Here is a 25,877-nt window from a genome sequence, read left to right on the forward strand (position 1 = left end):
CCACTGATGTGCAGTGGTCTGTGGCTGTAAGTAGAAACTAAATCAAATAATATATGGTTATGAAAAGTTACATTTTATCATTGTCCCTTTTAACAGGATCCCTGCTGTTTACAGGGTGTGTGAGCAAGAAACAGTTTGTCGGCTTGCAAGCTGATTACGGCAAGTTGCAGACGGAGAACAGTGACTTAAAAAGATCGTACCAAGATGCTCAGCTTCAATTGGCGGAATGTCGCACCAGTGGTAAAAGTTTGGAAGACCGTTTGGTTGAGGCCCGGAAGAATAATGACGAGTTGCGCTCGGCTTATTCTGCTTTGCAAGGTTCACTAGATAAAAGTCTTTTGCAGAACTCGCAAGGTAATGTAAATATCTCTAAATTGGTGGACGAGATCAATGCTTCCAACCGCTTTATCAAACAATTGGTTGAGACGAAGAGCAAATCGGATTCTTTGAATTTAGTTCTTACTACCAACCTGACTCGTTCGTTGAGCCGGGAGGAGTTGAAGGATGTAGATGTCCAGGTATTGAAAGGCGTAGTGTACATCTCGTTGGCTGACAATATGCTTTACAAATCCGGAAGTTACGAGGTGAACGAAAGAGCCGGAGAGACGTTGAGCAAAATTGCTAAGATCATTATGGATTACAGAGATTACGATGTGCTTGTGGAAGGTAACACCGACCCGGACCGAATCTCTCGTGCGAATATCCGGAACAACTGGGACTTGAGTGCGTTGCGTGCTTCCTCTGTTGTACAGGTGTTGCAGAATAGCTATGGAGTCGATCCGAAACGTTTGACTGCTGCAGGACGTGGCGAATACAACCCGATTGCCGACAACAGTACAGCATTGGGTAAACAACGTAACCGCAGAACTCAGATTATCGTAACTCCTAAGCTGGATCAGTTTATGGAACTGATTGATAAGGCACCGGAAACGACCGACTAATTGTCGTTTGAGATAATAGTAAAAGAGTCATCGGGTTTGCTTCCGGTGACTCTTTTTATTTGCTGCTCTATGTTTAAACTGGCGGCATGGTTTGTATGCTCACCATGCGGGCGAATATTCCATTCCGTTCTTTTAGTTCTTCGGCCGAGCCTGTTTCAGCTACCGCACCGTCTTCCAAAACAACAATCTTGTCGGCATTGGCAACTGTTCGCATACGGTGTGCAATGATCAATACCGTTTTGTTGCGTACCAGTTCGGATATTCCCGCCTGAATTTTAGTTTCGTTCTCTACATCGAGTGAGGCAGTTGCTTCGTCCAAGAGTACGATCGGAGCATCCTTCAGCAAAGCACGGGCAATCGAAACACGTTGACGCTCACCTCCCGAAAGCGTTTCCCCATTCTCACCAATAATGGTATTGTACCCTTCCGGCATTCTGCCGACAAACTCGTCACATTGCGCAAGACGTGCTGCCCGCATCACCTCTTCGTTGCTGGCATCCCGCTTTCCGATGCGGATGTTATCCATGACCGAAGCATTGAAAAGTATCACATCCTGAAATACAACCGAATAGTGTTTGAGCAAAGTTTCCGGTTCTATCTGGCTGATATCTTGTCCGCCCAGATATATTGTGCCTGCTTGGATATCCCAAAAACGTGCTGCCAGCTTGACTGCTGTGCTTTTACCGCTACCCGATGGTCCGACGAGTGCTGTAATCTCTCCCTGTTTGGCTGTGAAAGAAACCTTTTTCAGCACTTGCTTGCCGGAAGCATAAGAGAAATCGACTTGATTGAATTCCAGTTCGTAACCGGTAGGATTGAACTTGGTTCGTCCTTGTTGCACGGGCAAAGCTTCCATCTCATTCATTCGGTTGATGCGTATGTCGAGGTAGAATAATGCGGCCAGATTATTCATCACTTCACTTATCGGACTGTATACACGTGACCCGATGACCATGAATATGAGATAAGTGAACAGATCGATAGTTTCGGTAGTCAATAGGCTGGCTCCCACAATGATAACACTTGCCAGCCCCAGTTTTAAAATACTCTGCGATCCGTTTACGAAGATACCTGTCAGCAGCTCTCCTTGTGTTAACACCTTCTCGTAGCAGTTTATCTTTCCGTCTAGTTTTTCGAGGTAATCTTCTTCCTGATTATAAGACTTTATCTCTTGAATCGTATCGAGCCCTTCCTGAATCTGTTCGCTAACGGCACGTTTATTCAGGTAGTTTATTCGGTTGTCCCGGGTCATCTTTTTCTTTGCGATGAGAATCATGGCAAAGGCTAGTGGAACTACCCAAAATAGCGATAAGGCCAGTTGCCAGTTGTAGAAGAATAAACCGAGGGCAATCAGCGTGATGCTGATTAGTGAGGCGAACAGTTGCGGCACCGCATGCGAGAAGGTATGTTCCAAGTCCGTGCAATCGTCCATGATGGTGGCTGTAAGATCCGATAGATTCTTCTCTCCGAAGAAGGCCAGTGGCAGCTTTCTTAGCTTTTCGGCAAGTGAAATCCGTCTGTTGGCACTCTCGTCGTATACAGTGGTGAAAGTGCTGCGATACTGTAGGACGGCTATCACGAACATAATCGTTAAGAATGCGATCCCGAGTATGGTGTAATACATAGCTCCATGTAGCACGGAGTCGATCGGTTGAAGTATCGGGCGAAGATAATCTTCGAGAAACAGAAAAACAAAAACAGCCGGTAACATCAAGGCGATATCGAGTAGGGTGGTATATATGACACCTTTAGCAAAATCTTTCGCTCCTTTATCCGACAGGGCAAACCGTTTTTTTATATTTTCAAGCATGATGAGCCTCCTTTCCTATTGTCCAGCGAACCGATTGCTGGTATTCGTTCCACATATGTAAATATATTCCCTGTTTCTGTAGGAGTTCGCTATGCGATCCTTCTTCCACTACTTTTCCTTCATTTAGAACCAGAATCCGGTCGGCATCTACGATACTGGTCAGGCGATGAGCAATCATTAGGACAGTCTTTCCTTTGGTCAGTTCGTTTAAAGCCTGATGTATCAGATGTTCGTTTTCGGGGTCGGCAAAAGCAGTCGCCTCATCCAATACCACGATCGGTGCATTTTTCAAAATGGCTCGTGCCAATACGATGCGCTGCTGTTCTCCGCCGGAAAGATAGGTTCCTTCTGTTCCGATCTTCGTGTTCAACCCCAGAGGTAGCTTCTCTATAATCTCCCGGCATTGTGCCATATCCAGTGCTCGCTCAACTTCTTCCATCGTCGCGTCCGGGTTGCCATATTTAATGTTTTCGAGTAGGGAAGTTTTAAACAGCTTGGTGTTCTGAAATACAAAAGAGATATGCTTCATCAACTCTTGCTGAGTGATGTCTTTCACATTAACTCCTCCTATTGATACGGCCCCTTCACTTGTTTCCCAAAAGCGGGGTACAAGTCTTGCGATAGTCGTTTTACCGCTTCCTGAAGCACCCACCAATGCAAACGTATTTCCTTGCGGAATGGTGAAATTAACGTTGTCCACCGCTTTTTGCATGGCATCCGGATAGCTAAACGTGACATCCTTAAAGTTGATGTCGAATTTTGTCAGCGGTGTGGGGCGGGTTGTTGTCGGCAATGTATTGAAACTTGTTAGCTGATCGAGTCGGTTTATTGCCTCGTTGGCTTGTCCCAATGCCTGGTCTAAATACATGCTTCTCATAATACTTTGTGAAAAGATGGGAGTAATGAGAATAAATAGGAAGAAGTTGAGTAAGACCGTGGCGAAATCTCCGGAATATCCGATCAGAAGAATGGAGATAGGCGCCAGTATGAAAACGAATGAGTTGATGATTACTGTAAATGCCGACATCGGTTTTTCCCACAACCGGGTGTAGCCGTATACCATCTGTTTGTAGCTCATGATACTTTTATGGAAGTTTTTGAATGAGAAGATCGTTTGCTGGAATACCTTTACAACCGGAATTCCCCGTACATATTCCACCGCTTCCGTATTCATCTCTTCGAGTGAATTCATATAGCTTTTCATAAATTGACGTTCTTTGCCGCCCATCATCATGGTCATGACAGCAATAGAGGCAATCAGCGGAATCATACAAGCCAGTCCTAACTTCCAATCGAACACGAAGATCAGAACGACCGCTGTTGCGGGTATTAATATCGTTCCGGCAAGGTCAGGTAATTGGTGTGCCAGAAAAGTGTGGGTGATACCTGCATTGTCGTCGATAATTTTGCGTATACGTCCGCTGGTGTGATTGTCGAAAAAGCCGAGTGGCATTCGGATAATCTTTTCCATAGCTTCCCTACGCAGATTCGATTCGACTCTGAAGGCTGCAAGATGCGAAGACATCAGTGCGGCAAAGTAGAGAACGACACTTGTTATGGCGGAACCTGCTGCCCACCAGGCATAGCTAATAATCTCTGCGGAAGAAGAAAGGCCTCCTGTCTTGAGCAGTTCTTTGACAATGAGCCAGATCAGGATGAACGGCAACATGCTTGTCAATGCACTTAAGCCGATAGGGCCATTGCTACAGGCAGGAGTATTTTCCGGCTGCCCATGTAGTGCTGTAGTCTTTTTAATGTATTCATACGGTTGACTTTAAAATTGATATATTATGTTATTTCACGCTTTTCAATAGCGAACAATGTTCGGCTTTGTTCAAAAAAGAAGGGAAGACTTTTTCGTAGCTTCCCTTCACAATCCGATTAATTCGCGCCACCCTGCGGTGCCGAATCGAAAGTGTTCTTTAAAGAAATCATGTATTTCCTGTTTTTCTAATTCGTGTGTAATGATCTCCCCTACAATACTTACCATAAATGCACATAAGGCATGAATGAAGAAAGGAGAGACTTCCCGCGCTTGCGGATAATGCTTCTTAACTAACAACATATAATGATTGGACACATCGGTAAGGTATTCGGTGAAAATATCCCGGAAGTTACTTAACGATGATCCTTCCGAATAGAAGAGCAAAAGGCGGAGTTCTTCCCGATACTTATCAAGCAGCTGTATATACGCCTCAACGGTCTCTTGTTGATAGGCGAGAGATGACATCAGATTGAAATCGATATGCTTCTCAGTATGCTTCTCCGATACAAAATGGAATAAGCTATTCCGGGCAGGTTCTACGATCGTAAGGAATATCTCGTCCTTATTCCTAAAGTAATTATAGATATTGCTTAGACTTACCTCTGCATCTTTGGCGATCATACGCAAAGATGCATCCTTATACCCTTTGCGGATAAATTCGCTTCGGGCAGCTTGTAAGATAGCTCTATATTTATCGTCTTTCAATACTCTCATATCATTAGCGAACGCTGTTCTTTTTCGCCTGCAAAGTAAGAGAGTTGCGCAGATATTGTCAATACCTACTTTTCGGTATTTTAGAATTGAACTGAATTGTTGAAATAGTATCTCTTAACCGGATAACTTTTTGAGTAGATCAATTCTCCTGAGATCTTTTTCCCGGCCGAAGAGAGTTAGTATTCTTATCTGCTCTTGCAACGTAGGGAATTTTAGAGTTAAGTTACCGATAGTCATCGTTTGATTATCTTGAATAAGAACAGGTTGCCACTCCTTATACTTACAAACCTGTAAGTCTCCCATAACTTCTAAATCCAATAATGGGAAACGAAATCGCGCGAAATTGGAACGAAACAAATGATTCTCTTTAGTCAGAGGAGAAATCTGCCTATATTCTTTTAAAGACAATTGCAGCTTTTGAGCGCCTTCCGAAGTCGTTAGAATATCAATATCTGCTGTCTCGCCAATTTCGAATCCTTGTAAGATCATGGAAGCCCCTCCGATTAGATAAGAATAGGCGGAAACTTCATGCAATTCGCTGGCTATAAGAGCGAGGGTTTGGATTATTTTCTCCCGTGTAGTCATTTTATATTTAGAATTTCCTTCATTTGTGGGCGGAAGTTATCGCCCCATTTTTCCATCTGTTCGATGAGTGGGAGGAGCGTTTCACCTGTTGACGTCATGGAGTATTCGGAGCGGGGAGGAAGCTCGGCAAATATTTTCTTTTGGATCACTCCGTGCATCTCTAACTCTTTTAACTGTTGATTTATGACCCGTGGGCTGGCTTCTTCAAATAGCCGATGAAGTTCGCTCGGTCGTTTTGCACCTCTACTCAACTCCTGTATAATACAGCTTTTCCACTTTCCCCCGATTACTTCCATGGTGATTCTAATCCCACAATCAATGTCAAAAGGTATCTTCTTTTCGTACATATCATCCTATTTTTGAACAAATATAGCTATTTACCCGGACATATAGAAGTAGCTTGCCGGCTAATCGCTAACTCCCATACGGGGGAATTAATCAGTATATGACTAATTTAGCCCTACTTGTACAATCACAGAGAACAATCTACCTTTGCCTGAAGTTTATATTAACAGAAGGAACAGACATGAGAATCTTATTTTTATCTATCTGGCTCACTGTTGGAGTAGTTTTCGCAGTAGCACAGAAGAATACATTTACTAATAATCAAAGTATGGAAACAATTCGTTTAATCTATCCTCAGTGGCAAGGAGGAATTGTAACTCACTGGATGCCCGATATTCCGGCAGATGATGCTTCGAGAGGTTACTATCTGGGAGCACAACTGTTGAATATGCTGGCCCCTCAAACCTCTCAGAAGGTAGTGGAAGTCCCCATTACGTTGGAAATCGGAGAAAGAAAAGTCGAAAAAGGTATAAGTGACTATGCTGTAATTTTTGAGCAGACCAAGGCTGCGCTTGCCAAACTCCGTGAAAACAATCCAAAGAGAATGGTTACGCTGGGTGGAGAGTGTTCGGTCAGCGTGGTTCTGTTTACCTATTTGGCAGATAAATATCCGGAGGATGTTGCTATTGTCTGGATCGATGCGCATCCCGATATCAATCTTCCGTATGACGAATATAAAGGGTATCATGCGATGGCATTGACCGCTTGTTTGGGACAGGGAGACGAAGTGCTCATGAACCTATTACCGAGCAGGGTAGATGCTTCTAAAGCATTAATCGTAGGGTTACGTGCATGGGAGAAAGAGGGTGGTACCAAAGAACGGCAGGAGAAACTAGGAATCAAAAGTTTATCGCCGGTCGAAGTAGCAGATAGTAGTCAGGCAATTCTGGCTTGGTTGAAGGGAACCGGAGCCTCCAAAGTAGTGATTCATTTCGATTTGGATGTCTTAGATCCGGCAGAGATTATTGCCGGAGTAGGGGTAGAACCGGGTGGCTTAAAGCTTGAAGAGGCTATTCGAATAATTAATGATGTCGCTTCCGCGTATGATTTGGTCGGGCTGACCATTGCCGAACCCATGCCGCGCATTGCTATTAAATTGAAGAATATGCTCGAACGGTTGCCCCTACTAAACGATGAATAAGTGATGCCCCATTAGCCAAAGGAGAGATACATCCATCTTTCCTTTGGTTGTTGGGATTTATTTATTACATCATTCTATTCCCCAAGCTGTATTGGGCTTGGGGCCCAACTCGATTTCCAGCTTACCACCCTTGATAAGTTCGGAATGGGGGAAATAGTAGGTGTTTAGTGATTGTCCGTTCAGACGGGCTGACTGTATATACACATTTTCTTTAGCATTATTCTTTACCTCGATTATAAATTCTTTTCCCGCATAATACCTGTTATCCAATTGAATGGTAATCTTATCAAAAATAGGGGAAGTGATTTCGTATCGTGGCTCTGTGGAAGCTCCTCCTTGTACATCGAACAGTCCGATAGCCATCAGTACGCCCAATGCTCCCATTTGGCCCTGATCTTCGTCGCCATTATAACCGCCATATGGAGTTATGTCACCGAACACATCTTGTTTGATTTTTCTTACCCAATACTGTGTTAGCCATGGTGCGCCGGCATGGCTGAATAAATGAGCCATATGCAAAGAAGGCTGGTTCTCATAATCGACCCAGTTCTGTGCGTGTTGACCGTGAGGAGATATGAAATTATAAGGTGCCGCCCATTCGAACTGTTGGTTCAACTTATCTACAAACGTGTTTTTACCACCAAGCATATGAATCAGATCTGGCAGATTGTGTGGAACATAATAGGTGAAGATAGCTGCATTGCTTTCTACAAAGCCGGGCATATTGAAACCTTTGCCAATAGGTGCAAAGTCCTTCAGCCAACTTCCGTCTTGGGTGCGCGGACGCATCCAACCCGTTTGTGCATCGAACATATAGCGATAGTTAAATGAACGATTGTAATATTTCCGGTAAATACTATCGTTACCCATGCCTTTAGCCAATTGCGACAAGCACCAGTCCTGATAAGCGAAATAGAGTGTCATTGCGCATCCTTCTCGGTGGGAACCTTTTCCGGGGATATTCTCCGGGACAAAGCCTTTCTCTATATAATGAGTCATGTATTTATTGGCGTCCGTTTCATAACCGGCGTGGTCTCGAATTCCTCCCGGTTCGGCATTTTTGATGCTTCCGGCCAAGGCATCATTCAGGTTGAAATCTTGTATGCCCTTGTTATAAGCGGCAGCAATTAAGGGAATTGCTTGGTCGCCTACCATAACAAAGGTGTAATTTCCTCCGCTGGGCCCGCGTGCTACCAACCCTCCGGTAGGATAATAGCCTACCATCGTGGAGACAAATTCACTCATGATTTTAGGGTAAGCGATAGACCATAAGATGTTCAGATTAAACTCTGCCCCCCACAGTGCGTCGGAATTATATACGTTTCGCGTAGGAATTCCTTTCACCAACGGAACTTGGCAGATTTTAGGTATATCGCTTGTATGATCCGTATATTTCCCGTTCGCATCCGAATAGGTGTGGCGTCCTAATAGCGCATGCCATAAATCCGTATAAAATTTGATTTTCTCTTGTTCGGTACCACCTTCCACTTGGATCTTTCCCAATTCATGATTCCACTCCGCATACGAATCCTCAACTGTACGATCAAAGTCCCAATGATTAAGTTCGGCTTTCAGATTCAGGCGTGCTTGCTCTTCACTGACATACGACAGAGCGACTTTCATTAATAAAGGAGCATTTCCCAGACGCTTGAAACGAACGTATCCTCCAATATCTTCGCCTTCCAAAGCCTGCTTGGTGGTTAGCTGCTTATCCTTATCGACCTTCTCCCATCCACCGAACTCACTGATTGCACGATTGAATTGAGCTATAAAATAGACCGTACACGTTCTTTTCCTTCTGGAAGTAGGGGCCATAACAGCATAACCGCCAATCTCTTTTGCCGATATTCTTCGGATTGCGGCTTTCTCCATGGCACCATCTCCGAGCAAAGCTCCCACATCGAATAGTAAATTAGCTGTCTCTTTTTGAGGAAAAGTATATCGGTGCATACCTACTCGGGAAGTAGCTGTCAATTCAGCTTTGATGCCGTATTTATCGAGTATGATTTGATGATAGCCGGGTTTGACAATTTCCGTATCGTGCGAGAATCCCGATTTGTAGACTTCCATACCTTTATGTCCGGTGATTTCGCCTGTTGTCGGCATGACCGGTACCCCGGAAATCTGCCAACAGTGTACATGGCTGAAACATCTGACTTCAGTCGAGTCATAGAGGTATCCTGAATTCCAACCACCCTTCACCCAAGTGTCGGGGCTTAGGCTGACCATACCGTAAGGGCGGCTTGCCGAAGAGAAATAAAACCACCGCGATTTATGGGTGTCGACGCAAGGGTTGACATAGTCGACAGGGGTCTTGCCTTGCTCCACTCGTGCTTTTATTCCTGCTGTGGGAATTAAGCATAAAAGCAGCAAGCTGTATTTGCGAATACTCACGAACAATTGATTCGAATAGAAAATGTTTTTCATAGTTGAAAGATGTCTTATTATGTTGGGCAAAGATAATCATTCATTTAAAAAAGAATTAATCGTCTGTTGCTATTTCCGCCTTTTGGAAGAAGATAATGGGGATAGTCCATAACTTCTCTCTTAAATGCGGCGATCTTCTCTTCGCTGCAATCTCCTAATCCAATCATTAAAATATTGCCAGTGAGAACGGGGTTGATTGCATATAGCTTTAGCTCTTGCTTGTTTTATATATATTCTTTCCGTTGTGAAATCTTATAATAGCTGCAAAGCTATTTCCGCGCAAGCCTCAGCGTCGGCCAGTGCATGGTGATGATCGGTGAGCATATAACCACAATCAGCAGAGACCGTATGCAATTGGTGATTGGGCAAATGTTTGAGTTGGCGTCGAGATTCGGCTAGCGTGCAATAGAAACGATAATCGGGATAGTCCATTCGGTAGGTTCTAAACACGGCTTTTAGGCAAGATTCGTCAAATCCTTTGTTGTGCGCTACTAATGGCAATCCTTCGATGAGAGGTTCAACCTGCTTCCATACTTCCGAGAAGACTTTTTCATTATCTGTATCTTTGGCGGTCAATCCATGAATGTTGCTGTTGCCATAACAATAGTAGTTTGGCTCAGGCTGAATAAGACTGTAAAAACGATCGGTAATAATACCATTCCGTACAATTACAATTCCCACACTGCACACACTGGATAACTCCTGGTTGGCTGTTTCAAAATCTATAGCTGCAAAATCACGAAGCATTACTTTAATTCTATTTACTGCAAAAATAAGAAAAGAGCTCGTAATACCCATCAAAAATAGCGATTATTACTTGGCTCTATACTTGAATCAATTGTTGACCATTTGTCAATTCAATCTTATCTTTGAAATAAACACAATTGTTGTGAATTAATTTTTCCATGTGAGAAGAGTGTTTAAGTAAATCTTTTTTGTGATAATTGGGTGAGAGGCTAATGGCTGTTGCGCTAGTGCGATATTTTGATAATGGCTGCACTTGATAATGGCTTTGATTGATATTGTTTGTTGAATATCAGTGAATTGTCTTCTTTTGTGCGAAGGTGGGTTGGCAGCAGATGGACCATGTACAACAAATGACTGTTTCATGTACAATAAACGACTTTTTCAAGTACTTGAAATAAAGAACCGTCGCGGGACTTTGACTGGACTTTGTCTTTGTTGTCGGTTGACGATTCTTTGCTAGCTTATTTTAGTGTTTCCGGTAAGATTGAGGCTCCGATCTTTTGTTTTTTTAAATCCAAAGGCCTTGTTTTAGAGAAAAAAACTCGGTAAATTTGTAAACGTGAATGGGGAATCCTGTTCTACTGATTCATCTCTCTCTGCCAATAAACCGCTGCATAGAAAAAATGCTCGTTCATCTAATTTATGGACCCATGGAATGAAAGGCTTTTTTTTAGCTACAAAAAGACTTTAGCCGGTCTGTAGAAGCTATAAAGCGTATCTTCTTTCTGAATAGGTCTGCTGAAAAAGTGTTTAAAAAGGAGTGGGGAGAGAAGGATGGGTTATCTTTTCGTTACATCTTGTACAAAGCCTTATTTCTAAATATGTTGAAATTGAAACGAATCCTATTTTTCTGCTGGTCGGTATTTGCATGCTGTATTTGTAATGCCCAACCCTCGTATACGTTTAGCCAATATAACTCTTCCGATGGTCTCTCTCAGAAAACGATCCAACAAATCTATCAAGATCGTAAGGGAGTCATGTGGTTTGCTACCTGGGACGGGTTGTTTAAGTTTGATGGGTATAGCTTCTATGGCTTCAAGTCCAAACCGGAAGAACTGAAGGGGTTGAACCACAATCGCTTGGATAAGATTCAAGATGATACATACGGCTATCTTTGGGTGCAGAACTACAATGGACAGATTTGTCGATTCAATACCGATCTGGAAAAGTTCGAGCCGATTACGCAGATAAGAGATAAGGTTATCAATTTCGATGTAGTAAATGCTGATGTATGGGTGACGGATGTGAAGAATCGGTTGTTCCGCATTCGCACAGATTCGGTGAGTCATCGTTTGACGGTTTTCCCTATTGTACCTTCTCAGATCAAGGCTTTTGTAGTAAACAAGATCGTTGCGGATAAGATCGGTAACCAGTGGATATTGACAGATAAGGGCGTTTTGCGTGCGGAGAAAGACCGGCAAACGATTGATTGCCATAATCCGGTAGGCAGAACGGGACAAATTACGCTTTCTATGATGAGGCTTATCATGCAACACACTGTATTTTGCGGCAAATGGCGGAACCCTCTTTCATTATACCAAGAGCGAAATGAAAATGCGTTTCCAATTTCCAACCCATTCGGCCATTCGTTGGATTCGGCCGTTGACTAATGGACTATTGGCTGTAGTAACCGACTCGGACGGCTTCTATCTGTTTAATCCCCAAACGGACACTTACAAAAATTATCAGCTACCTATAGGTTTCGGCCAGTTGAAGCATAGTAGGATTTTAGATGTCTACTTTGATAAGCAGGATAACTTTTGGATACGTACGGAGTCTTGTGGTGTCATACGTTTCACGCCTCAGGGTGAATTATGGAACTATTATATTCTGAAAGATAAATATGGTCGCGATATAGTTGACTCCCGTGCCGATTTGATGATTTGTGAGGATTCCGAGAATAACCTTTGGGTGCATCCGTCCGGTGGAGGATTAGGGTGGTTCGACAGAAAGAACAATGCGCTTATTCCATTTTACAATAAGCAAAATCAGGAAGGTTGGAATGCCGATAACAAGGTAACCGCAGTCTATCTGGACAAGCAGAATGACCTGTGGATTGGTTCCTATCGAAACGGATTGGAAAAGGCTGTGCTGAAATCGTCTTTGTTCTCTTTCGTCCGAGCAAAGGATTCAGATCCAGACTTTCCGGGTAACAATGTGAGGTCCGTTTTTCAAGATCGCAATGGATTTGTATGGACGGGAAACAAGGATTTGGTGGTACGTGTCTTCGATCGCAACTATCGCTATTTGGGAAATCTGACCATCGATGGTACTATCGATAAAAAACGGAATGATAAATTGGGTATTGCCTATACGATTATGCAGGCAAAAGATGGAACCCTCTATATTGGCACCAAGGGGAATGGCTTGTTTGCTTTGCAACAGACTTCCACTCCTCAAAAGTACAAATTGGTGCATTACCACGTTAACCCTCATGATAAATATAGCTTGAACAGTAATGAGATTTATAGTCTTTATGAAGATCGTTACCGGAATATTTGGATGGCGACCTTTCAAAAAGGAGTGAATATCTTAGTCAAATCACCTGGTTCCGAGCCTCGGTTTATCAATACGCAGAATGACTTATTGAACTACCCCGTTGAAAACTGTTATCGTTCCCGTCAGATTGCGGCAAGTCCGAAAGGCGATATTTGGGTAGGTACCAGCAACGGCTTGTTGAAATGTGAGGGAGATATCCGGGATTTCCGTAAGTTGAAATTCAAATCGTTTACGAATATTCCCGGTGATACGACTAGTCTGAGCAACAACAGCATCCATAATATCTGTTTTACCAAGGCCGGTAAAATGTTCGTATCCACTTTCGGAGGAGGTTTGAACGAGGTAACCCCAAGGGAACGTGGAGAATATTCTTTCAAGAGTTACACCATCAAAGATGGCTTTCCATCCGACGTGATTCTTTCGTTTGACGAAGATACCAAAGGTAACTTATGGTGTGCGACAGAAGAAAACCTGTGCCGCTTTACGATCAGTAGCAAGGAGATTACAGTCTATTCTTCCCGATACTTTCCTTTACAGTTCGGTTTTAATGAAGGAGCAGCCATTCACTCTTTGGGCGGTGATCTTCTTTTTTGCAGTACCAAAGGCATCCTTAAGTATCGTCCCGAATCGATTCAGCCAAGTACATTTGTTCCTTCCATCTATTTGGCCAGCATTCAGATAGGTGAAGAGATTATCGATCCCAACAACAGCGACCTGCTAAGTAGACATATAAATAATACGGACCAGCTGACCCTGCCGGCGGCGAAGAACGGATTCACGATTCACTTCTCCGCATTGGAAATGAAGAACCCGGAAGATATTCAGTATGCCTATCGGTTGGTTGGTTTTGATTACACCTGGAATAAAATAGGGAAATTACGAAATGCTACCTATACGAATTTGCCCAAGGGTGATTACACGCTTCAAATCCGAAGTACCAACAGTGATGGCAATTGGGTAGACAACACCCGGAGTCTTCCAATTACAATCCTTCCGTCTTTTTGGGAAACCGTTTGGGCTTATATGCTGTATGTTGTTGCTATCCTCCTTGTTATATTTGGGACGGCTTATATCCTATTCATCTTCTTTAAACTCAAACAAAAGGTGGTTATGGAGCAGGAAATTGCCAATATCAAACTGCAATATTTTACCAATATTTCCCACGAACTACGTACCCCTCTTACGCTCATTTCGGCTCCGATAGAGCAGATACTCAGTCGCGGGAAGTTGCAATCGGAGGATAAGACCGAACTGTCGATGGTAGAGAGAAACGTCAACCGTATGCTTCGGCTGGTAAATCAAATCCTCGATTTTCGGAAGATTCAGAATCATAAGATGGGGATGAGCGTACAACAAATGGACATTGTAGCTATGACAACTCAAATCATGGAAAGCTTCAATCAACTCGCCGCAGACCATCAGATGCGTTTCACCTTCTCGTGCGAGAATCCACATATCTGGTTGTGGGTAGATACCGATAAGTTCGAGAAGATCTTGTTCAATCTGATATCCAACGCTTTTAAATATACACCTTCCGAGAAGGAGATTCGGGTTGTTATTGAGGACGGAAAAGATTCGGTCAGCATCAGTGTGGTAGATCAGGGAGTAGGAGTTTCAGAAGAGAAGCAGAAATCCTTGTTCGTCCGCTTTGAGTCTCTGGCGCAAACTTCGCCGTTTGGCATACCCGGTACAGGTATCGGTTTGTCTTTGGTCAAAGAATTGGTTGAGTTGCATAAAGGGCATATACAGGTTGAAAGCCGGGTTGGAACTGGCAGCACGTTTACAGTTTGTCTGTTGAAAGGTACCCGCCATTTTGACGAATCTACCGAGTTTGTCTTGTCCGATGGATCTCCGGTAAATGAAACTCCGGAAAGAACTACAGAGTTTCAGCCGGATGAAGTGAAAGCACATGCCGAGACGATGCTCATCGTTGAAGATAATGCCGAGCTGCGCTACCTGATATGCTCACTGTTCTCTTCTAGGTATAACACTCTGGAAGCTTGTAATGGAGAAGAAGGTTACCGGATGTGTGTAGAGCAGATGCCCGATATGATAATCAGTGATGTGATGATGCCTATTATGGATGGTATTCAGATGGCGAAAGAATTGCGAACCAACGTTAGTACCTGCCATATTCCGATTATATTCCTTACAGCGAAATCCACGATCGAGTCTCGGATTGAGGGTATTGAGACCGGGGCGGATGATTATATCACCAAGCCGTTTAGCACATCGTATCTGAAAGCAAGAGTCGACAACCTGATTGCACAGCGTAAGAAACTACAAGCATTCTACCATGCACGCCTTTTGGATGTAGATGTTACGGAAATCAATGCGGAAGAGAAACAGACGATGGAAAATAACCTATCCGAACGTGATAAGGAGTTTGTGAGTAAGGTGATGGAGTTTGTTGAGGCCAATGCCCAGAACTCGGAGTTGAGTGTGGACGACATTGCATCGGCCTTGTGTGTGAGCCTCTCAGTTCTACAGAAGAAACTGAAAGCCATTGCGGGTTTCTCTCCTGTAGAACTTGTACGTGAGGCACGCATGAAAATGGCGGCTCAACTCATCCTGAAATCAAATCTAACCTTATCTGAAATAACCTATAAAGTCGGTCTTTCCGACCCTCATTACTTCAGCAAATGCTTTAAAAAACAATACGGAATTACACCGACGGAATACCGCGAAAAGAACTCATGAGAATTACTTCAACCATTGGTCAAGATAGTCCAGTATGGATAGCTGCACCTTTATGCCGCAATTATGAGACATATCCCAAATTTCGGTCTTCAAGCGATTGTCGGCGCGATTGTCTTTCCATACTTTATGCATCTCAGCGAATGCCGATTTCACACCCGGCTCAGGAAAAAGCTTGTCTGTAGAGCCATTGAGGAAATACATCGGTTTGGGGCACGCCATGCTGGCTATATGCGGGTAATCCAAGTATTGGCGGAGTCCCGGAAGTTGGTTGGCAAATCCACCGTTTTCTTTTCCATATTCCCATGAGAACTGAGTGCCTGTGTCGACCATCCAACAGATGGAAACACCAGTCTTGATTTTATCAGAAAGTGCAGCCAGCATCCACGACCGATAAGCACCCATCGAGAAGCCTGCACATCCGATACGTTCGGTGTCTACTTCAGGCAATGTAGTCAGATAGTCCGTTGCATACATATCCTCGAAATTCATGAAAGCGCTCCAACTGCGCCCGAGCATCATGAAGTGCCCGGCAATATCCATATGTTTGTTGCCGTTTATTCCCTCCTTTCTTCCACGGTCACCCCAGAATAAGGCATCCGTACAAAACACCGCGTATCCGTGAGCTGCCAGATAATCACCCAAGAACTGACCTCCGTAGCAGTTAGCTGCCCAATCTTCGGCATCTTTCATCTTCTCTTCCGATACTCCGAAGGGGCGGATCATCTTCTCTTTACCAATGGAATAGTGTCCACCGTGGTCGTGTAGGAGAAGTACGGTAGGGAAGGGGCCTTTGCCATCCGGAACCAAGTAATAGGCATACACCCGTGAATAGACTGTCAGGTTAAGAGTCAGTTTCCGGCAGGTATATCCATCACGCTTTTCTTCGGCAATAACCTCCGTCCGGTAGTCCTGCGACTTGGGAGGAGGGGTAAGCATCGCTTCCGTAACTGTTGCCCGTGCAGCAGTTCTCCATGCGTCGAAATCCTCTATGGGACTGTTGCCCCATGCCATCGGATAGGTTAGTTCTGCTTTCAGTTGGTCCAGGAAAAGTGGCATCTCCCGTTCAAATTCATACCCCTTGGGGTTTTGCTGAGAAAGGACCGGCAGTACACCCGCCAGTCCTATCACAGCTCCAAAAATGAGCCTTTTCACATCTATGAGTAGTTGGTTATTGTTGTTTGAATCCGTAGCCATTGGTAATACCTGAGTTCAGCAATACCTGATAGGTATTAGGCAGCAGGTGAATGGGTGGGTTTTTAGCTGCATAGTCTGCATCGCTATATCCGGCGAACAGTTTGGTAGCGTATGAGTCCTCGTAATTCAACATATCGATCCCCCAATTGGTTTTCACATATCCATCGGCTTCAAGCGCCTTTGCTTCCTGACTGTCCGGTGCTATGTACTTGAACAGCCCTTTGATAGCTACATTGGTCATGTTCTGGTTTGCATAGACTGGAACGATGCTTCCCCAGTCATCATGCTGTCCGCGCCATCCAGGGAACAGCACAGGATCGTCCATCTTGTCAGCTGGAGTCTGAGTGGTAAGGCGATAACCATAAGTCGATTTGGCGTTAACCATCTTCGTCCAGATATAGGCTGGAATCTGGTTTCCGTTCTCAAAGGTGTAATAGCCTTTGTTGCGGATACCTGCAATCACGGCAGTCATAATTTGACGGTTTTCAACAGCTACTTGGGGTAGAATACCTGTACGGATGATGTCAAACCGGCGGACACCCTCTCCACTGAATTCCAGTGCACGCTCCTTGATAACGGCATTGAATACGGAACCACAACTGTTGATGTAGTTGTCGAAGTTCGGGTCGATGTTGTTCTTGAATGCACGGTTGTGGACAGTTGCCAGATATGTTTTAGCCGTACCCTCATTGCCGAGAGCCGCTTCAACTTCGGCTAGCATCAGATAGACATCCGAAATACGCATATAGGACATATTGATGCCGGAGGTACCGTAACTCAGGGTATTGGGTGAAGGAAGTCTATTCCAGTCCCATTTGTTGGTACCGGGACCGCAACCCTTACCCCAGGCACTACGGTCGAACGACTGCATGAGCTCTTGTCCCTGACCCGAACTACCTGTTACAGAGCATGAGGCATCCCGACGGAGGTCATTGTTGTCAAACCATCCATAGTAGAAGTGAGCCTGAATGCGGTCCTGTCCGCAGGCAACGCAAGGGGCTTGCCCGTTACCACCTGAAGAAGGACGGCCGATATAAGCAGGCCTGTCTGATGAATAATTATATTCCATTGGAATCTCGTAGAGTGATTCATCGGTCAGATCCAGGTTGTTACCTCCGTGCATTTGTTGGAAGGTATACTGATACGGGTTGCCATACTCCTGACCTTTCGAGCCTTTGGTACGCGGGTCGGTAGTTCTCAAAACCACTGATCCCGGATTCATTACGCAAGCGGTCAAATACTGTTTGGCAATCGCATATACCTCTTTCCAGTCGCTGCGGCGCCCATAAATGGCATGGTTCTTTTCCACACTCCAATCTTCGAAAGTAAGTACTTTGCCATCTCCATCCACATAGAAATCTTTACCGAGGTCTGTCCGGCGGGTTGCATAACCTCCATTATACAGACACAGGCGTCCAATAAGTCCCTGAACATACGAGCGGTTCATCACATCCGCACGGTTCGAACTTTCTCCGGGACGGTACATATGTGGTTCAACTTCCATCAATTTCTTGATGTGATAATCATAGATCGCATACCTGGAAGCAAGACCCTGGGTCTTTTGCCCGGCTACCAAAGCGTGAGGTACATCGCCATACCAACGGCACAACTCCCAGTAACAGGTTGCCCGCAGGCTACCGCCTGCCCATAGATATCAGAAAGATTGTTCGGTTCGCCCGTCATAATCTCGCCGAAGTTGGGAAGAGCCTCAAAGTTGGAGATCAGCGAATTTGTGATTGCGATCGTCTCGTAGAGTTTGGTGAATACCTCAGTTCCCTCGCCCTGATTGATGTTGTATTTGTCAGTGCCGCTTGGGTAGAACCATTTTTCCTGACAGCCTGCGCTACCTTCATTGTAGGTATCTTGAGAGTCTTCGATGTCCGAACCCCAGATCGGAGTCCAGAAGAGACCTACCGAGTGCACACTTCTGTTACTCTGAAGTGTTTGATAGCCATAATACAAGGCGCTGCGTGAAGATTCTTCGTTGGAGAAGATAAAGTCGCGGTCTGTAACGCTTGGTGAAGAAGTATCCAAATAATCGCTGCACCCCGTCATTGAGCATGCTACGGCTGAAATAAGGATTGCATTATATATCTTATTCATCTTGTTTGAGTATTAAATTAGTATGGATTAGAAAGAGATGTTAGCACCCAGGGTAAATGTCCGTGCACGTGGATACGAACCGAAGTCCATGTTCAGTGTAGGGAAGATGCGCAAGTCACTGCTGAAGCCGGAGCGTCCCGTCGGAGTTGCGTTTACCTGTGGGTCGATACCCGAATAGCCTGTGATGGTAAACAAATTAGTGGCTGTCAGGTACAGACGAACCTTCTCGATGTGAGCCTTAAATAACCAGCTTTTTGGGAAGGTATAACCCAGCGTCAGCGTTTGAAGACGCAGGTAAGAAGCGTTTTCCAACCATTCGGAAGAGGTGATTCCACTCTGATGATAGGGGAGGTGGTATTTGGCATTGGCATTGAGAGCTTTCAGTTCTTCCGGGTCGGTAACTGCATATAAACTACCTGATGCATTGACATTGTAGACTTTGAAAGCGTCTGCCACCCATGCGGAACGCTGGGCACCAATTCCGTCGAACTCCTGTCCGGAAGCATTCATCATCGCGTTTACATTGTAGATCTTACCTCCTAAAGACCAATTCAGGTTCGCCGAGAGATCAAAGTTCTTGTAGCCGAAATTTAGTTGGAAGCTACCTGTATGCTTGGGCATAACTTCGCCTAAGTTTGTGGCATCTTCTTCGTCAACCGTACCACTCTTGTCTACATCTTCAAATTTCGGTGCACCCGGGAAAGCGGTTTGTCCGCTAGGCAGGTCGAAAGGATGCAGGTAAGTAGCGGTAAGGCTCTTGGTAATGTCGGGAATACCATCTTTCAACGTATACTGCCCATTGCTGTAATTGAAGTCGTCGACTGTATAGAAACCTCTGCTGATGAAGCCGCGTACCAATCCGATGGCTTTTCCTTCCACCAGCATGTAGTCGTTGGTAGGGACTAGTGAAGAAGAACCCCAATAGGAAGAGTAGAGATATTGTTCGGCATTGGCAAGCTCGTCCAGCTTGTTTTTGTTATAGTTATAGATCGCGCCAACGTTGAAACGGAAATATCCTTTGTTGATAACGTCGATGTTTACAGCCAACTCTAAACCACGGTTTGATGTTTTTCCGAAATTCTGGAACTGATAGGAATAGCCGCTTGTATTGTCTACGGGAACAGCCATAAGCAGATCTTTCGTGGTATTCCAATATAGATCCAAACTACCGGTGATGCGGTTGTTCAGGAACCCGAAGTCGAGACCGAGGTTGCGGGAGATTGTTGTTTCCCATTTCAAGTCAGGGTTAGCCATCAGCATCGGGGCGATAGAAGGAGATCAGCTCTCCGTTTATAGGCACATGGTTGTTGTTCGAACCCAAACTGCTCCATGTTTCACGCCAAAGGTTTGAATTGATATTATCACTACCCGAAGTTCCGTAGGAAAGGCGAAGCTTTAAATTAGACAACCAATCTTTCGTGTTTTCCATGAACGGTTCTTCCATTACTCGCCAGGCAAAAGCCGCTGCCGGGAAATATCCCCACCGATTATTGGGAGCGAATTTACTGGAACCGTCGGCACGGAACGTACCGGTGAAGAGGTATCTGTCTTTTAAGGTATAACCCAGACGGCCGAAGAACGATACGGTATGATCGGGTACGGCAATTGTATTGGTCATCGACAAAGAATTGGTCGCTGTGTGGATCAGTGCCATGGTACGGTCGAAATCAAAGTTATTCGGATATCCGCGTCCGTTGATCTGTGTAGATTCGGAAGAGGAATTTAGCAACTCTTGACCAACCAGCACGTTGAACGCATGGTCTTTGCCTAAATCGAACAGATAGCTCAATGTTGTTGCGGACCGTAAATTTTCGCTTGTGCCGCGCGAAAGAGTAGCTCTCTTTTCTCCATTCGTGTATCCATTCTCGTAGTAGGAGTTCTTGCTGGTACCCCGTCCCAATGAGAACTCACTGCGTGCGGTCAGCCCCTTGATAATTTCCCAGGTAACAGCAGCCGTACCACGGAGCGAACGGGAATACTGCTCATTCTTGACATCGTTGATCAGTTCTACCGGGTTGTGCTTATCGTCAATGTTGGCCACACCGAAGCTGAAACCGGAAGCGACTTCCGAATAGTCTACACCTCCCAGCGGATTGTCTATCGGGCGGTATCTGTAGGCACCGGATATATTCGAACCTTTCCCGTTCGTCACATCTTCACGTCCGTTGAGGTTGCTCTCCGTATAACGGAAATCGGCGTCTAATGTCAGGTTCTTGGCTAGTTTCTGCTGAACCTTCAGGATCGTATTCAAGCGGTGATAGTCTGAATTGATTTTGATACCCTGGTCGTCGATGTAACCGACCGACAGATTTACTTTTGTCTTTTCTGTGCCACCCGATACATTCAGGTTGTGGCTATGACTCCATGCTGTGCGTAAGATATCGTCGGTATAATCGTGAGCAGCTACATTGGCGTAATCAGCGTAATGGTTGCCATACTTGCTTCCAAGGCCGAAGTACTTCTCCACAGCATCCTGATTGGCCGTACCCCGAGATGCCGCATAACTCCAGTTGTGGAGTATATATTCTTGAGCGGATAGCGTTTCAAGTGTTTTGGCAGCAGTCTTGGTCTGTATATACGTATCGTAAGAAACACTGATTCTTCCTTCTTTGGCCGATTTTGTTGTTACAAGGATTACCCCATTGGCGCCTCGGGCACCATAGATGGCGGTAGAGGAAGCATCTTTCAACACATCGATGCTCTCGATATCCTGCGCCGAAATGTTATCAATGTTCGATACGGGGAATCCGTCGACTACGTAGAGAGGTTCGTTGGATTGAGTGATGGAACCACCTCCGCGCACACGAATGGAAATTGTTGCACCGGGCCTTCCATCTTGAGAGATGACATTGACACCCGGTAGTCTTCCTTGAAGCGCTTCAGCTACATTCGTTACCGGATTGGCAGCTACATCACTTCCCTTCACCGAAGCGACGGAACCGGTTAGGTCGCGACGTTTAACGGTGCCGTAGCCAATGACAACGACCTCGTCCAACACTTCGGAGTTTTCGTGCATGACGATAGCGAGCGATTTTTGGCTATTGAATGTGACGGTCTGCGTTTTATAACCTATATAGGATATTTCAAGGGTTGCATTGGCTTTGACCTCCAGCATGAATCGACCGTCGAAATCTGTAATCGTTCCATGGGTGGTACCCTTTTCAAGTACCGAAGCCCCGATGATAGGTTCTCCTTTGGCATCGGTTATGATGCCGGAAGCCTTCATCTTCTGGCCTGATTGCTGCGTGGAAGCAATCGCATAGCTCTTGTTTGAAGAATTGTTTGCCGAGTCGTTGGCAAAGCTGGGTGAACTGTCAATAAATGAAAGTACACTCATGGCAAAAATGATTCTTGATAAGTTTTGCATAATTTGATGTTTATAATATTAAATTCGGTTCTTTGCAGATATTTTCCAGTACGAAACAGGGACGAGTTAACTTGAGTTTTTCATTGTAATTAGATTATAGGGTTGATTATCATTCGCAAAAATAGGGTGCTCAGACCAGATGAAGGGGTAAAAAAGCGTTTCAACGGTGGAAAAATACCGCAGTCTTACTGTTTTGACTGTATTGGGTTCCATCCGTCTTCTCTCGCAAGGATTTTCTCTATCTCATAATCATCCAGGTTCTTAAGTTGGCGTGAAAAGACGGCTCTATGTTTCGTATTTGCACCTTTTCCGCTGTTTTTGTATTCTGCATAAAATACGGTGTGCGCTGGGTTCGGCTTATCCCATGGGTCCCATCCCAACGGATTGATATGTGCACCAAGTTCGCAACGGATAAATACCGCTTTCCCGTAGGGACGCCATGGGCGGGAAAGATATACGTCTTTGACCTCTTTCTCGGCTGTAATGCGGCAATCATAGAAGATATATCCGTATTTTTCCCCTTCATTCGTAGAGGGGGCGGTAATGAAACCGTCAGCCAGACTATGAATGTGACATTTATAAAAGATACAGGTGGAGGCTCCGAAGATGAAGTCGATGGAACCCCATATTTCGCACGCTTCATAGTATTGACGACTTTGGTCGTAATTGGTGTATAGGGTGTCTTGAAAACCTAGGAAACGGCAGTGCTTGAAATGTACGCGGTCCGCTGCCACAAAACAGGCAACCGCTTGTCCAACAGGTCCGGAAGAGTTTTCGAATGTGATGTTCTCCGCAAAGAGATCCGGAGCGAATATATAGAGAGTGGATGAACCGGATGTACCGACCTCCTCTCCATATCTGTTTTTCTTGGAAGCGTAATCGTCATAGGTTATGATCGCTTCGTCCTCACCAATTAATGAAAGGAATGTTTTGGTAGCCGGAATGATTACTTTTTCTTTATAGCTGCCGGCTTTGATCAGAATTCGTGTTCTTACCTTACGGAAATCGGGAACGGCATTGATTGCTTCCTGAACAGTTGTGAAGTCTCCTGTACCATCTTTGGCTACGACAAGATCAAAGTCAGCAGCTGAAGCTTGTAGGCTTATGAAGATAGCCAACGATAGATATAGTAATTTCAGTTTCATAGTATACATGTTTATACATTAAATTTCGGTTGCGAAAGTAGGCCATTTACTCCGGGCAGGTGGAAAAAAAGGCTAGAAGGGGTAATAATACGTTGATTTGCGCATTCAAGCCCGTTTCTGGCGGCAAGGGTTTGATCATTGCTTACTTTAAAAGCCTCCTTCTGGGCATTTCAGGAGAGGGTTAATATAAAAAGCGTTGGGGATGAAAAGAAGTTTAGGTAATACTTTACTTCTACTAATCTATAAGGTGTAATTATTAATAAACACTTTCGCTTCGCCGAGTTTCACATGTAAGGCTTGAGTCCCTTCTCGCTCTACAAGAAAGAAAAAAAGTTTCATCTCTCATGCTCTCATTGTTTTGAGGCTAATTTGTTTATTATTAGCGAAGTATGGGATGAGAGATACTTTTTAAAATAGGTATCTCTCATGTTTTTTCCACTTTTTCAGCCTTTTTTTTGCCTATCTCTCATCATTTTTGAGGCATCTCTCATTCATTTTACATGTATTTCTACTCCTGTATCGTTTTAAATTAGCTTCATAATCGGATGATTTCCATTAATACTACGATGTCTCTCTAGCTCTAATTAGCTGTCTTGTTTTGAATCTGGTAATTATTTTTCAATTAAATTGCAGGGGTGCTAAATAAGTTTTACATTTGCACCGTATCATTAATATGAACGAAGTTTGTGTTGGAATGAAAAACATCCTTTACATACTCATATGTTTTTCTTGTTTTCTAGGATTTATGGCCTGTGGAAAGCTATTGAACAGAAAGGTTACCGGAACCGGGCAGTCGCAAGGTAAACACATGGAAATGTATTATCAATACGAAAACCTTTATCGCGCCGACAGTCTGCTCGATAAAGTTAATGAGCGGATCTACCGGGTAGTCGATGGTTTGCTGATTCCGGATGATACAATTGAATATACATATATCCACCGGGTAAAGAACGGCAATCCTGTCCGTACGGAAGAATATAAACTTTTGGAAGGTAACTCTCGGTCTTTGACCGAAGTCACAAACTACTTGACAGATGGACATGAGATATTTGTGTTCATTGGGCTGATACTATTCCTTGCGAGCAGATAAGAAAAGATTCGCAAGGACGTATCGTTTATGAGAAAAGGTTTATTGGTGCTACCAATGTTCCCGAATTTGAGATGGAAACCCCTAACAGCCTTTTGGAGAAAAGCTACACTTACGATACTCTCAATCGTCTGACGAGTTATCATGTGTTCAACAGTCACGGAACTGACACGGTCAATCAGCAACAAATCATAATTTACAAAGGCGATACGGAAGAAATAGTATCCGAATATTTTAAAGATTTTTCCAGTCCCGAAAACTCATACACCGTATCATATCGTTCCGAACAGCGGGGAGATACTTTAGTGCAATACGGATATCGTGAAGAGGGATTGGATATTATCATAAAAACACGACCGGATTATCGTAAGAAAATCATGTATAACAAGAACGGAAGTGCTTATGTCACGGAAACTAAATACGCGCAGGATGATTATCAGATTGAAGTGATACACGATTTCTATTCAACAGATAGCCTTTTCTATAAAGCTAACTTATTGATGAGGCAGGCGCATCTTTCGCCGGAAATGTATTCAATTTACGAATATGAGTACAATACGCACTTACATATAATTTCTCAACGATATAAAACAACCTTTTATGAAACTCCTTAAGTCTCTTATTATCCCCTTGTTATTCTTGCTGCTTTTTTCAGCAGGAGATATCGATGCAGAAAACAAAATGAAAATCCCGCTAGTCGAAGGGTACGATAATCCTTCTTTTCAAATAGAGAACACTACTGTAGAACCGGTTAGATTGTATATACAGGACAAACCTTATAGCGATTCTTCCGTTACTGTGTTTCTGGAGATGAAGATCGCCGAAAACGATCAACAACATTCCACCTATCTCAACTATTGGGAAATCAATACCAGCGGACTCAAAGAAAATTATCCCAAAGCATTTGGCAAACATCTTTTCAGTCTGGAAGTGAACGAAACCAAAGGTAAAGCCGAAGTATTCCTCATTGTTGAGGAAAATGATTTCGGGAAGCCATTCTTTTTAGAACTTAACCAAAAAACGATGATAGATAGCCTAGTCATAAGTTTTGATATGTCTGTAACAGGGAGAGGCTCACGTAATGCAGATGAAGCTTTTCATGATATAGGTATGGGTGGATTAAATTATCAGCGAATGGAGAAGAAGAAACAATTACTTTCGATTCGGATGAACTGTTTGATAAAAAACGATTATCATTTGACTGGAAAGAGTATCGGATGTGGATTTTAGCCTATCCTGAAACTTCTGTGCAACTAAAAGTCGAACGTAGTTGTCCGAATCCGAAAACAGCAGGACGGTTCAAAAAC

At 44.1% G+C, this 25,877-nt stretch carries 18 protein-coding genes and 2 pseudogenes; 7 read left to right on the forward strand and 13 right to left on the reverse strand.

Annotation, left to right across the window (positions count from 1 at the left end; translation table 11 throughout):
• Positions 1-59: 59 nt before the first annotated feature.
• Positions 60-941: an OmpA family protein gene (locus JCM10512_RS15185; RefSeq protein WP_044164490.1), complete on the forward strand. Its 882-nt coding sequence runs from the start codon at positions 60-62 to the stop codon at positions 939-941.
• Positions 942-1,014: 73 nt separating this feature from the next.
• Here the strand turns inward: JCM10512_RS15185 and JCM10512_RS15190 are convergent, their stop codons facing one another.
• From JCM10512_RS15190 to JCM10512_RS15210, 5 genes and pseudogenes are all read right to left on the reverse strand, one after another.
• Positions 1,015-2,751 (reverse strand): ABC transporter ATP-binding protein, encoded by a 1,737-nt coding sequence (locus JCM10512_RS15190; protein ID WP_044164450.1) that lies wholly within the window; start codon positions 2,749-2,751, stop codon positions 1,015-1,017.
• A pseudogene (locus JCM10512_RS15195) lies at positions 2,744-4,515 on the reverse strand (ABC transporter ATP-binding protein). The gene JCM10512_RS15190 and the pseudogene JCM10512_RS15195 overlap by 8 nt, the downstream one beginning before the upstream one ends.
• A 106-nt stretch (positions 4,516-4,621) precedes the next feature.
• Positions 4,622-5,230 carry a TetR/AcrR family transcriptional regulator gene (locus JCM10512_RS15200; protein WP_044164452.1) on the reverse strand — a complete coding sequence of 203 codons (609 nt, stop codon included), beginning with the start codon at positions 5,228-5,230 and terminating at the stop codon, positions 4,622-4,624.
• Positions 5,231-5,344: 114 nt separating this feature from the next.
• On the reverse strand, positions 5,345-5,815 hold the full coding sequence (locus JCM10512_RS15205; protein ID WP_044164454.1) for a nucleotidyltransferase family protein: 471 nt from the start codon (positions 5,813-5,815) through the stop codon (positions 5,345-5,347).
• Positions 5,812-6,162 (reverse strand): winged helix-turn-helix transcriptional regulator, encoded by a 351-nt coding sequence (locus tag JCM10512_RS15210; RefSeq protein ID WP_183209386.1) that lies wholly within the window; start codon positions 6,160-6,162, stop codon positions 5,812-5,814. The genes JCM10512_RS15205 and JCM10512_RS15210 overlap by 4 nt, the downstream gene beginning before the upstream one ends.
• Before the next feature lie 98 nt (positions 6,163-6,260).
• On the opposite strand from JCM10512_RS15210, the gene JCM10512_RS15215 reads away from it, so the two are divergent.
• Positions 6,261-7,301: an arginase family protein gene (locus tag JCM10512_RS15215; protein ID WP_394354211.1), complete on the forward strand. Its 1,041-nt coding sequence runs from the start codon at positions 6,261-6,263 to the stop codon at positions 7,299-7,301.
• A 69-nt stretch (positions 7,302-7,370) separates the two neighbouring features.
• On the opposite strand, the gene JCM10512_RS15220 is transcribed toward JCM10512_RS15215, so the two are convergent.
• Positions 7,371-9,728 (reverse strand): GH92 family glycosyl hydrolase, encoded by a 2,358-nt coding sequence (locus JCM10512_RS15220; RefSeq protein WP_148298423.1) that lies wholly within the window; start codon positions 9,726-9,728, stop codon positions 7,371-7,373.
• 252 nt (positions 9,729-9,980) lie between these two features.
• Positions 9,981-10,475: a 3'-5' exonuclease gene (locus JCM10512_RS15225; protein ID WP_044164496.1), complete on the reverse strand. Its 495-nt coding sequence runs from the start codon at positions 10,473-10,475 to the stop codon at positions 9,981-9,983.
• Between the two features lie 830 nt (positions 10,476-11,305).
• Between JCM10512_RS15225 and JCM10512_RS24180 the strand changes: the two genes are divergently transcribed.
• Positions 11,306-12,085, forward strand: coding sequence for a ligand-binding sensor domain-containing protein (locus tag JCM10512_RS24180; RefSeq protein ID WP_244437220.1), 780 nt, complete (start codon positions 11,306-11,308; stop codon positions 12,083-12,085).
• The gene (locus tag JCM10512_RS15235; protein ID WP_244437221.1) at positions 12,030-15,674 is read left to right on the forward strand and encodes a hybrid sensor histidine kinase/response regulator transcription factor; all 3,645 of its coding nucleotides are present in this window, start codon (positions 12,030-12,032) and stop codon (positions 15,672-15,674) included. The genes JCM10512_RS24180 and JCM10512_RS15235 overlap by 56 nt, the downstream gene beginning before the upstream one ends.
• Positions 15,675-15,677: 3 nt before the next feature.
• Here the strand turns inward: JCM10512_RS15235 and JCM10512_RS15240 are convergent, their stop codons facing one another.
• From JCM10512_RS15240 to JCM10512_RS15255, 6 genes and pseudogenes are all read right to left on the reverse strand, one after another.
• Positions 15,678-16,826, reverse strand: coding sequence for a dienelactone hydrolase family protein (locus JCM10512_RS15240; RefSeq protein ID WP_052517245.1), 1,149 nt, complete (start codon positions 16,824-16,826; stop codon positions 15,678-15,680).
• A 16-nt stretch (positions 16,827-16,842) separates the two neighbouring features.
• Positions 16,843-18,477, reverse strand: coding sequence for a RagB/SusD family nutrient uptake outer membrane protein (locus JCM10512_RS15245; RefSeq protein WP_244437222.1), 1,635 nt, complete (start codon positions 18,475-18,477; stop codon positions 16,843-16,845).
• Positions 18,438-18,971 carry a hypothetical protein gene (locus tag JCM10512_RS24185; RefSeq protein ID WP_244437223.1) on the reverse strand — a complete coding sequence of 178 codons (534 nt, stop codon included), beginning with the start codon at positions 18,969-18,971 and terminating at the stop codon, positions 18,438-18,440. The genes JCM10512_RS15245 and JCM10512_RS24185 overlap by 40 nt, the downstream gene beginning before the upstream one ends.
• A 27-nt stretch (positions 18,972-18,998) precedes the next feature.
• Complete coding sequence (locus tag JCM10512_RS24190) at positions 18,999-20,225, reverse strand: TonB-dependent receptor domain-containing protein (RefSeq protein WP_244437224.1); 1,227 nt, start codon at positions 20,223-20,225, stop codon at positions 18,999-19,001.
• Positions 20,218-22,338: a SusC/RagA family TonB-linked outer membrane protein gene (locus tag JCM10512_RS24195; protein ID WP_244437225.1), complete on the reverse strand. Its 2,121-nt coding sequence runs from the start codon at positions 22,336-22,338 to the stop codon at positions 20,218-20,220. Before JCM10512_RS24195 ends, JCM10512_RS24190 begins: the two co-directional genes overlap by 8 nt.
• 185 nt (positions 22,339-22,523) lie before the next feature.
• Positions 22,524-23,417: pseudogene (locus tag JCM10512_RS15255) on the reverse strand (pectinesterase family protein); the annotation flags it as partial.
• An 829-nt stretch (positions 23,418-24,246) separates the two neighbouring features.
• On the opposite strand from JCM10512_RS15255, the gene JCM10512_RS15260 reads away from it, so the two are divergent.
• The 3 genes from JCM10512_RS15260 (at position 24,247) to JCM10512_RS15270 (ending at position 25,800) form a co-directional block, all read left to right on the forward strand.
• Complete coding sequence (locus JCM10512_RS15260; RefSeq protein ID WP_148298425.1) at positions 24,247-24,573, forward strand: hypothetical protein; 327 nt, start codon at positions 24,247-24,249, stop codon at positions 24,571-24,573.
• Between the two features lie 71 nt (positions 24,574-24,644).
• Positions 24,645-25,184 carry a hypothetical protein gene (locus tag JCM10512_RS15265; protein ID WP_044164463.1) on the forward strand — a complete coding sequence of 180 codons (540 nt, stop codon included), beginning with the start codon at positions 24,645-24,647 and terminating at the stop codon, positions 25,182-25,184.
• On the forward strand, positions 25,171-25,800 hold the full coding sequence (locus JCM10512_RS15270; RefSeq protein ID WP_044164464.1) for a hypothetical protein: 630 nt from the start codon (positions 25,171-25,173) through the stop codon (positions 25,798-25,800). The genes JCM10512_RS15265 and JCM10512_RS15270 overlap by 14 nt, the downstream gene beginning before the upstream one ends.
• Positions 25,801-25,877: the final 77 nt, after the last annotated feature.

It is taken from the genome of Bacteroides reticulotermitis JCM 10512 (assembly GCF_000517545.1).
Classification (GTDB): domain Bacteria; phylum Bacteroidota; class Bacteroidia; order Bacteroidales; family Bacteroidaceae; genus Bacteroides; species Bacteroides reticulotermitis.

What these genes read in the sequence shown, in the direction of transcription:
- JCM10512_RS15185 (WP_044164490.1), top strand. Translation starts at nt 60, where the DNA reads ATGAAAAGTTACATTTTATCATTGTCCCTTTTAACAGGATCCCTGCTG.
- JCM10512_RS15190 (WP_044164450.1), bottom strand. Translation starts at nt 2,751, where the DNA reads ATGCTTGAAAATATAAAAAAACGGTTTGCCCTGTCGGATAAAGGAGCG.
- JCM10512_RS15200 (WP_044164452.1), bottom strand. Translation starts at nt 5,230, where the DNA reads ATGAGAGTATTGAAAGACGATAAATATAGAGCTATCTTACAAGCTGCC.
- JCM10512_RS15205 (WP_044164454.1), bottom strand. Translation starts at nt 5,815, where the DNA reads ATGACTACACGGGAGAAAATAATCCAAACCCTCGCTCTTATAGCCAGC.
- JCM10512_RS15210 (WP_183209386.1), bottom strand. Translation starts at nt 6,162, where the DNA reads ATGTACGAAAAGAAGATACCTTTTGACATTGATTGTGGGATTAGAATC.
- JCM10512_RS15215 (WP_394354211.1), top strand. Translation starts at nt 6,261, where the DNA reads ATGACTAATTTAGCCCTACTTGTACAATCACAGAGAACAATCTACCTT.
- JCM10512_RS15220 (WP_148298423.1), bottom strand. Translation starts at nt 9,728, where the DNA reads ATGAAAAACATTTTCTATTCGAATCAATTGTTCGTGAGTATTCGCAAA.
- JCM10512_RS15225 (WP_044164496.1), bottom strand. Translation starts at nt 10,475, where the DNA reads ATGCTTCGTGATTTTGCAGCTATAGATTTTGAAACAGCCAACCAGGAG.
- JCM10512_RS15235 (WP_244437221.1), top strand. Translation starts at nt 12,030, where the DNA reads ATGCGTTTCCAATTTCCAACCCATTCGGCCATTCGTTGGATTCGGCCG.
- JCM10512_RS24185 (WP_244437223.1), bottom strand. Translation starts at nt 18,971, where the DNA reads ATGAATAAGATATATAATGCAATCCTTATTTCAGCCGTAGCATGCTCA.
- JCM10512_RS24190 (WP_244437224.1), bottom strand. Translation starts at nt 20,225, where the DNA reads ATGGCTAACCCTGACTTGAAATGGGAAACAACAATCTCCCGCAACCTC.
- JCM10512_RS24195 (WP_244437225.1), bottom strand. Translation starts at nt 22,338, where the DNA reads ATGCAAAACTTATCAAGAATCATTTTTGCCATGAGTGTACTTTCATTT.
- JCM10512_RS15265 (WP_044164463.1), top strand. Translation starts at nt 24,645, where the DNA reads ATGGAAACCCCTAACAGCCTTTTGGAGAAAAGCTACACTTACGATACT.
- JCM10512_RS15270 (WP_044164464.1), top strand. Translation starts at nt 25,171, where the DNA reads ATGAAACTCCTTAAGTCTCTTATTATCCCCTTGTTATTCTTGCTGCTT.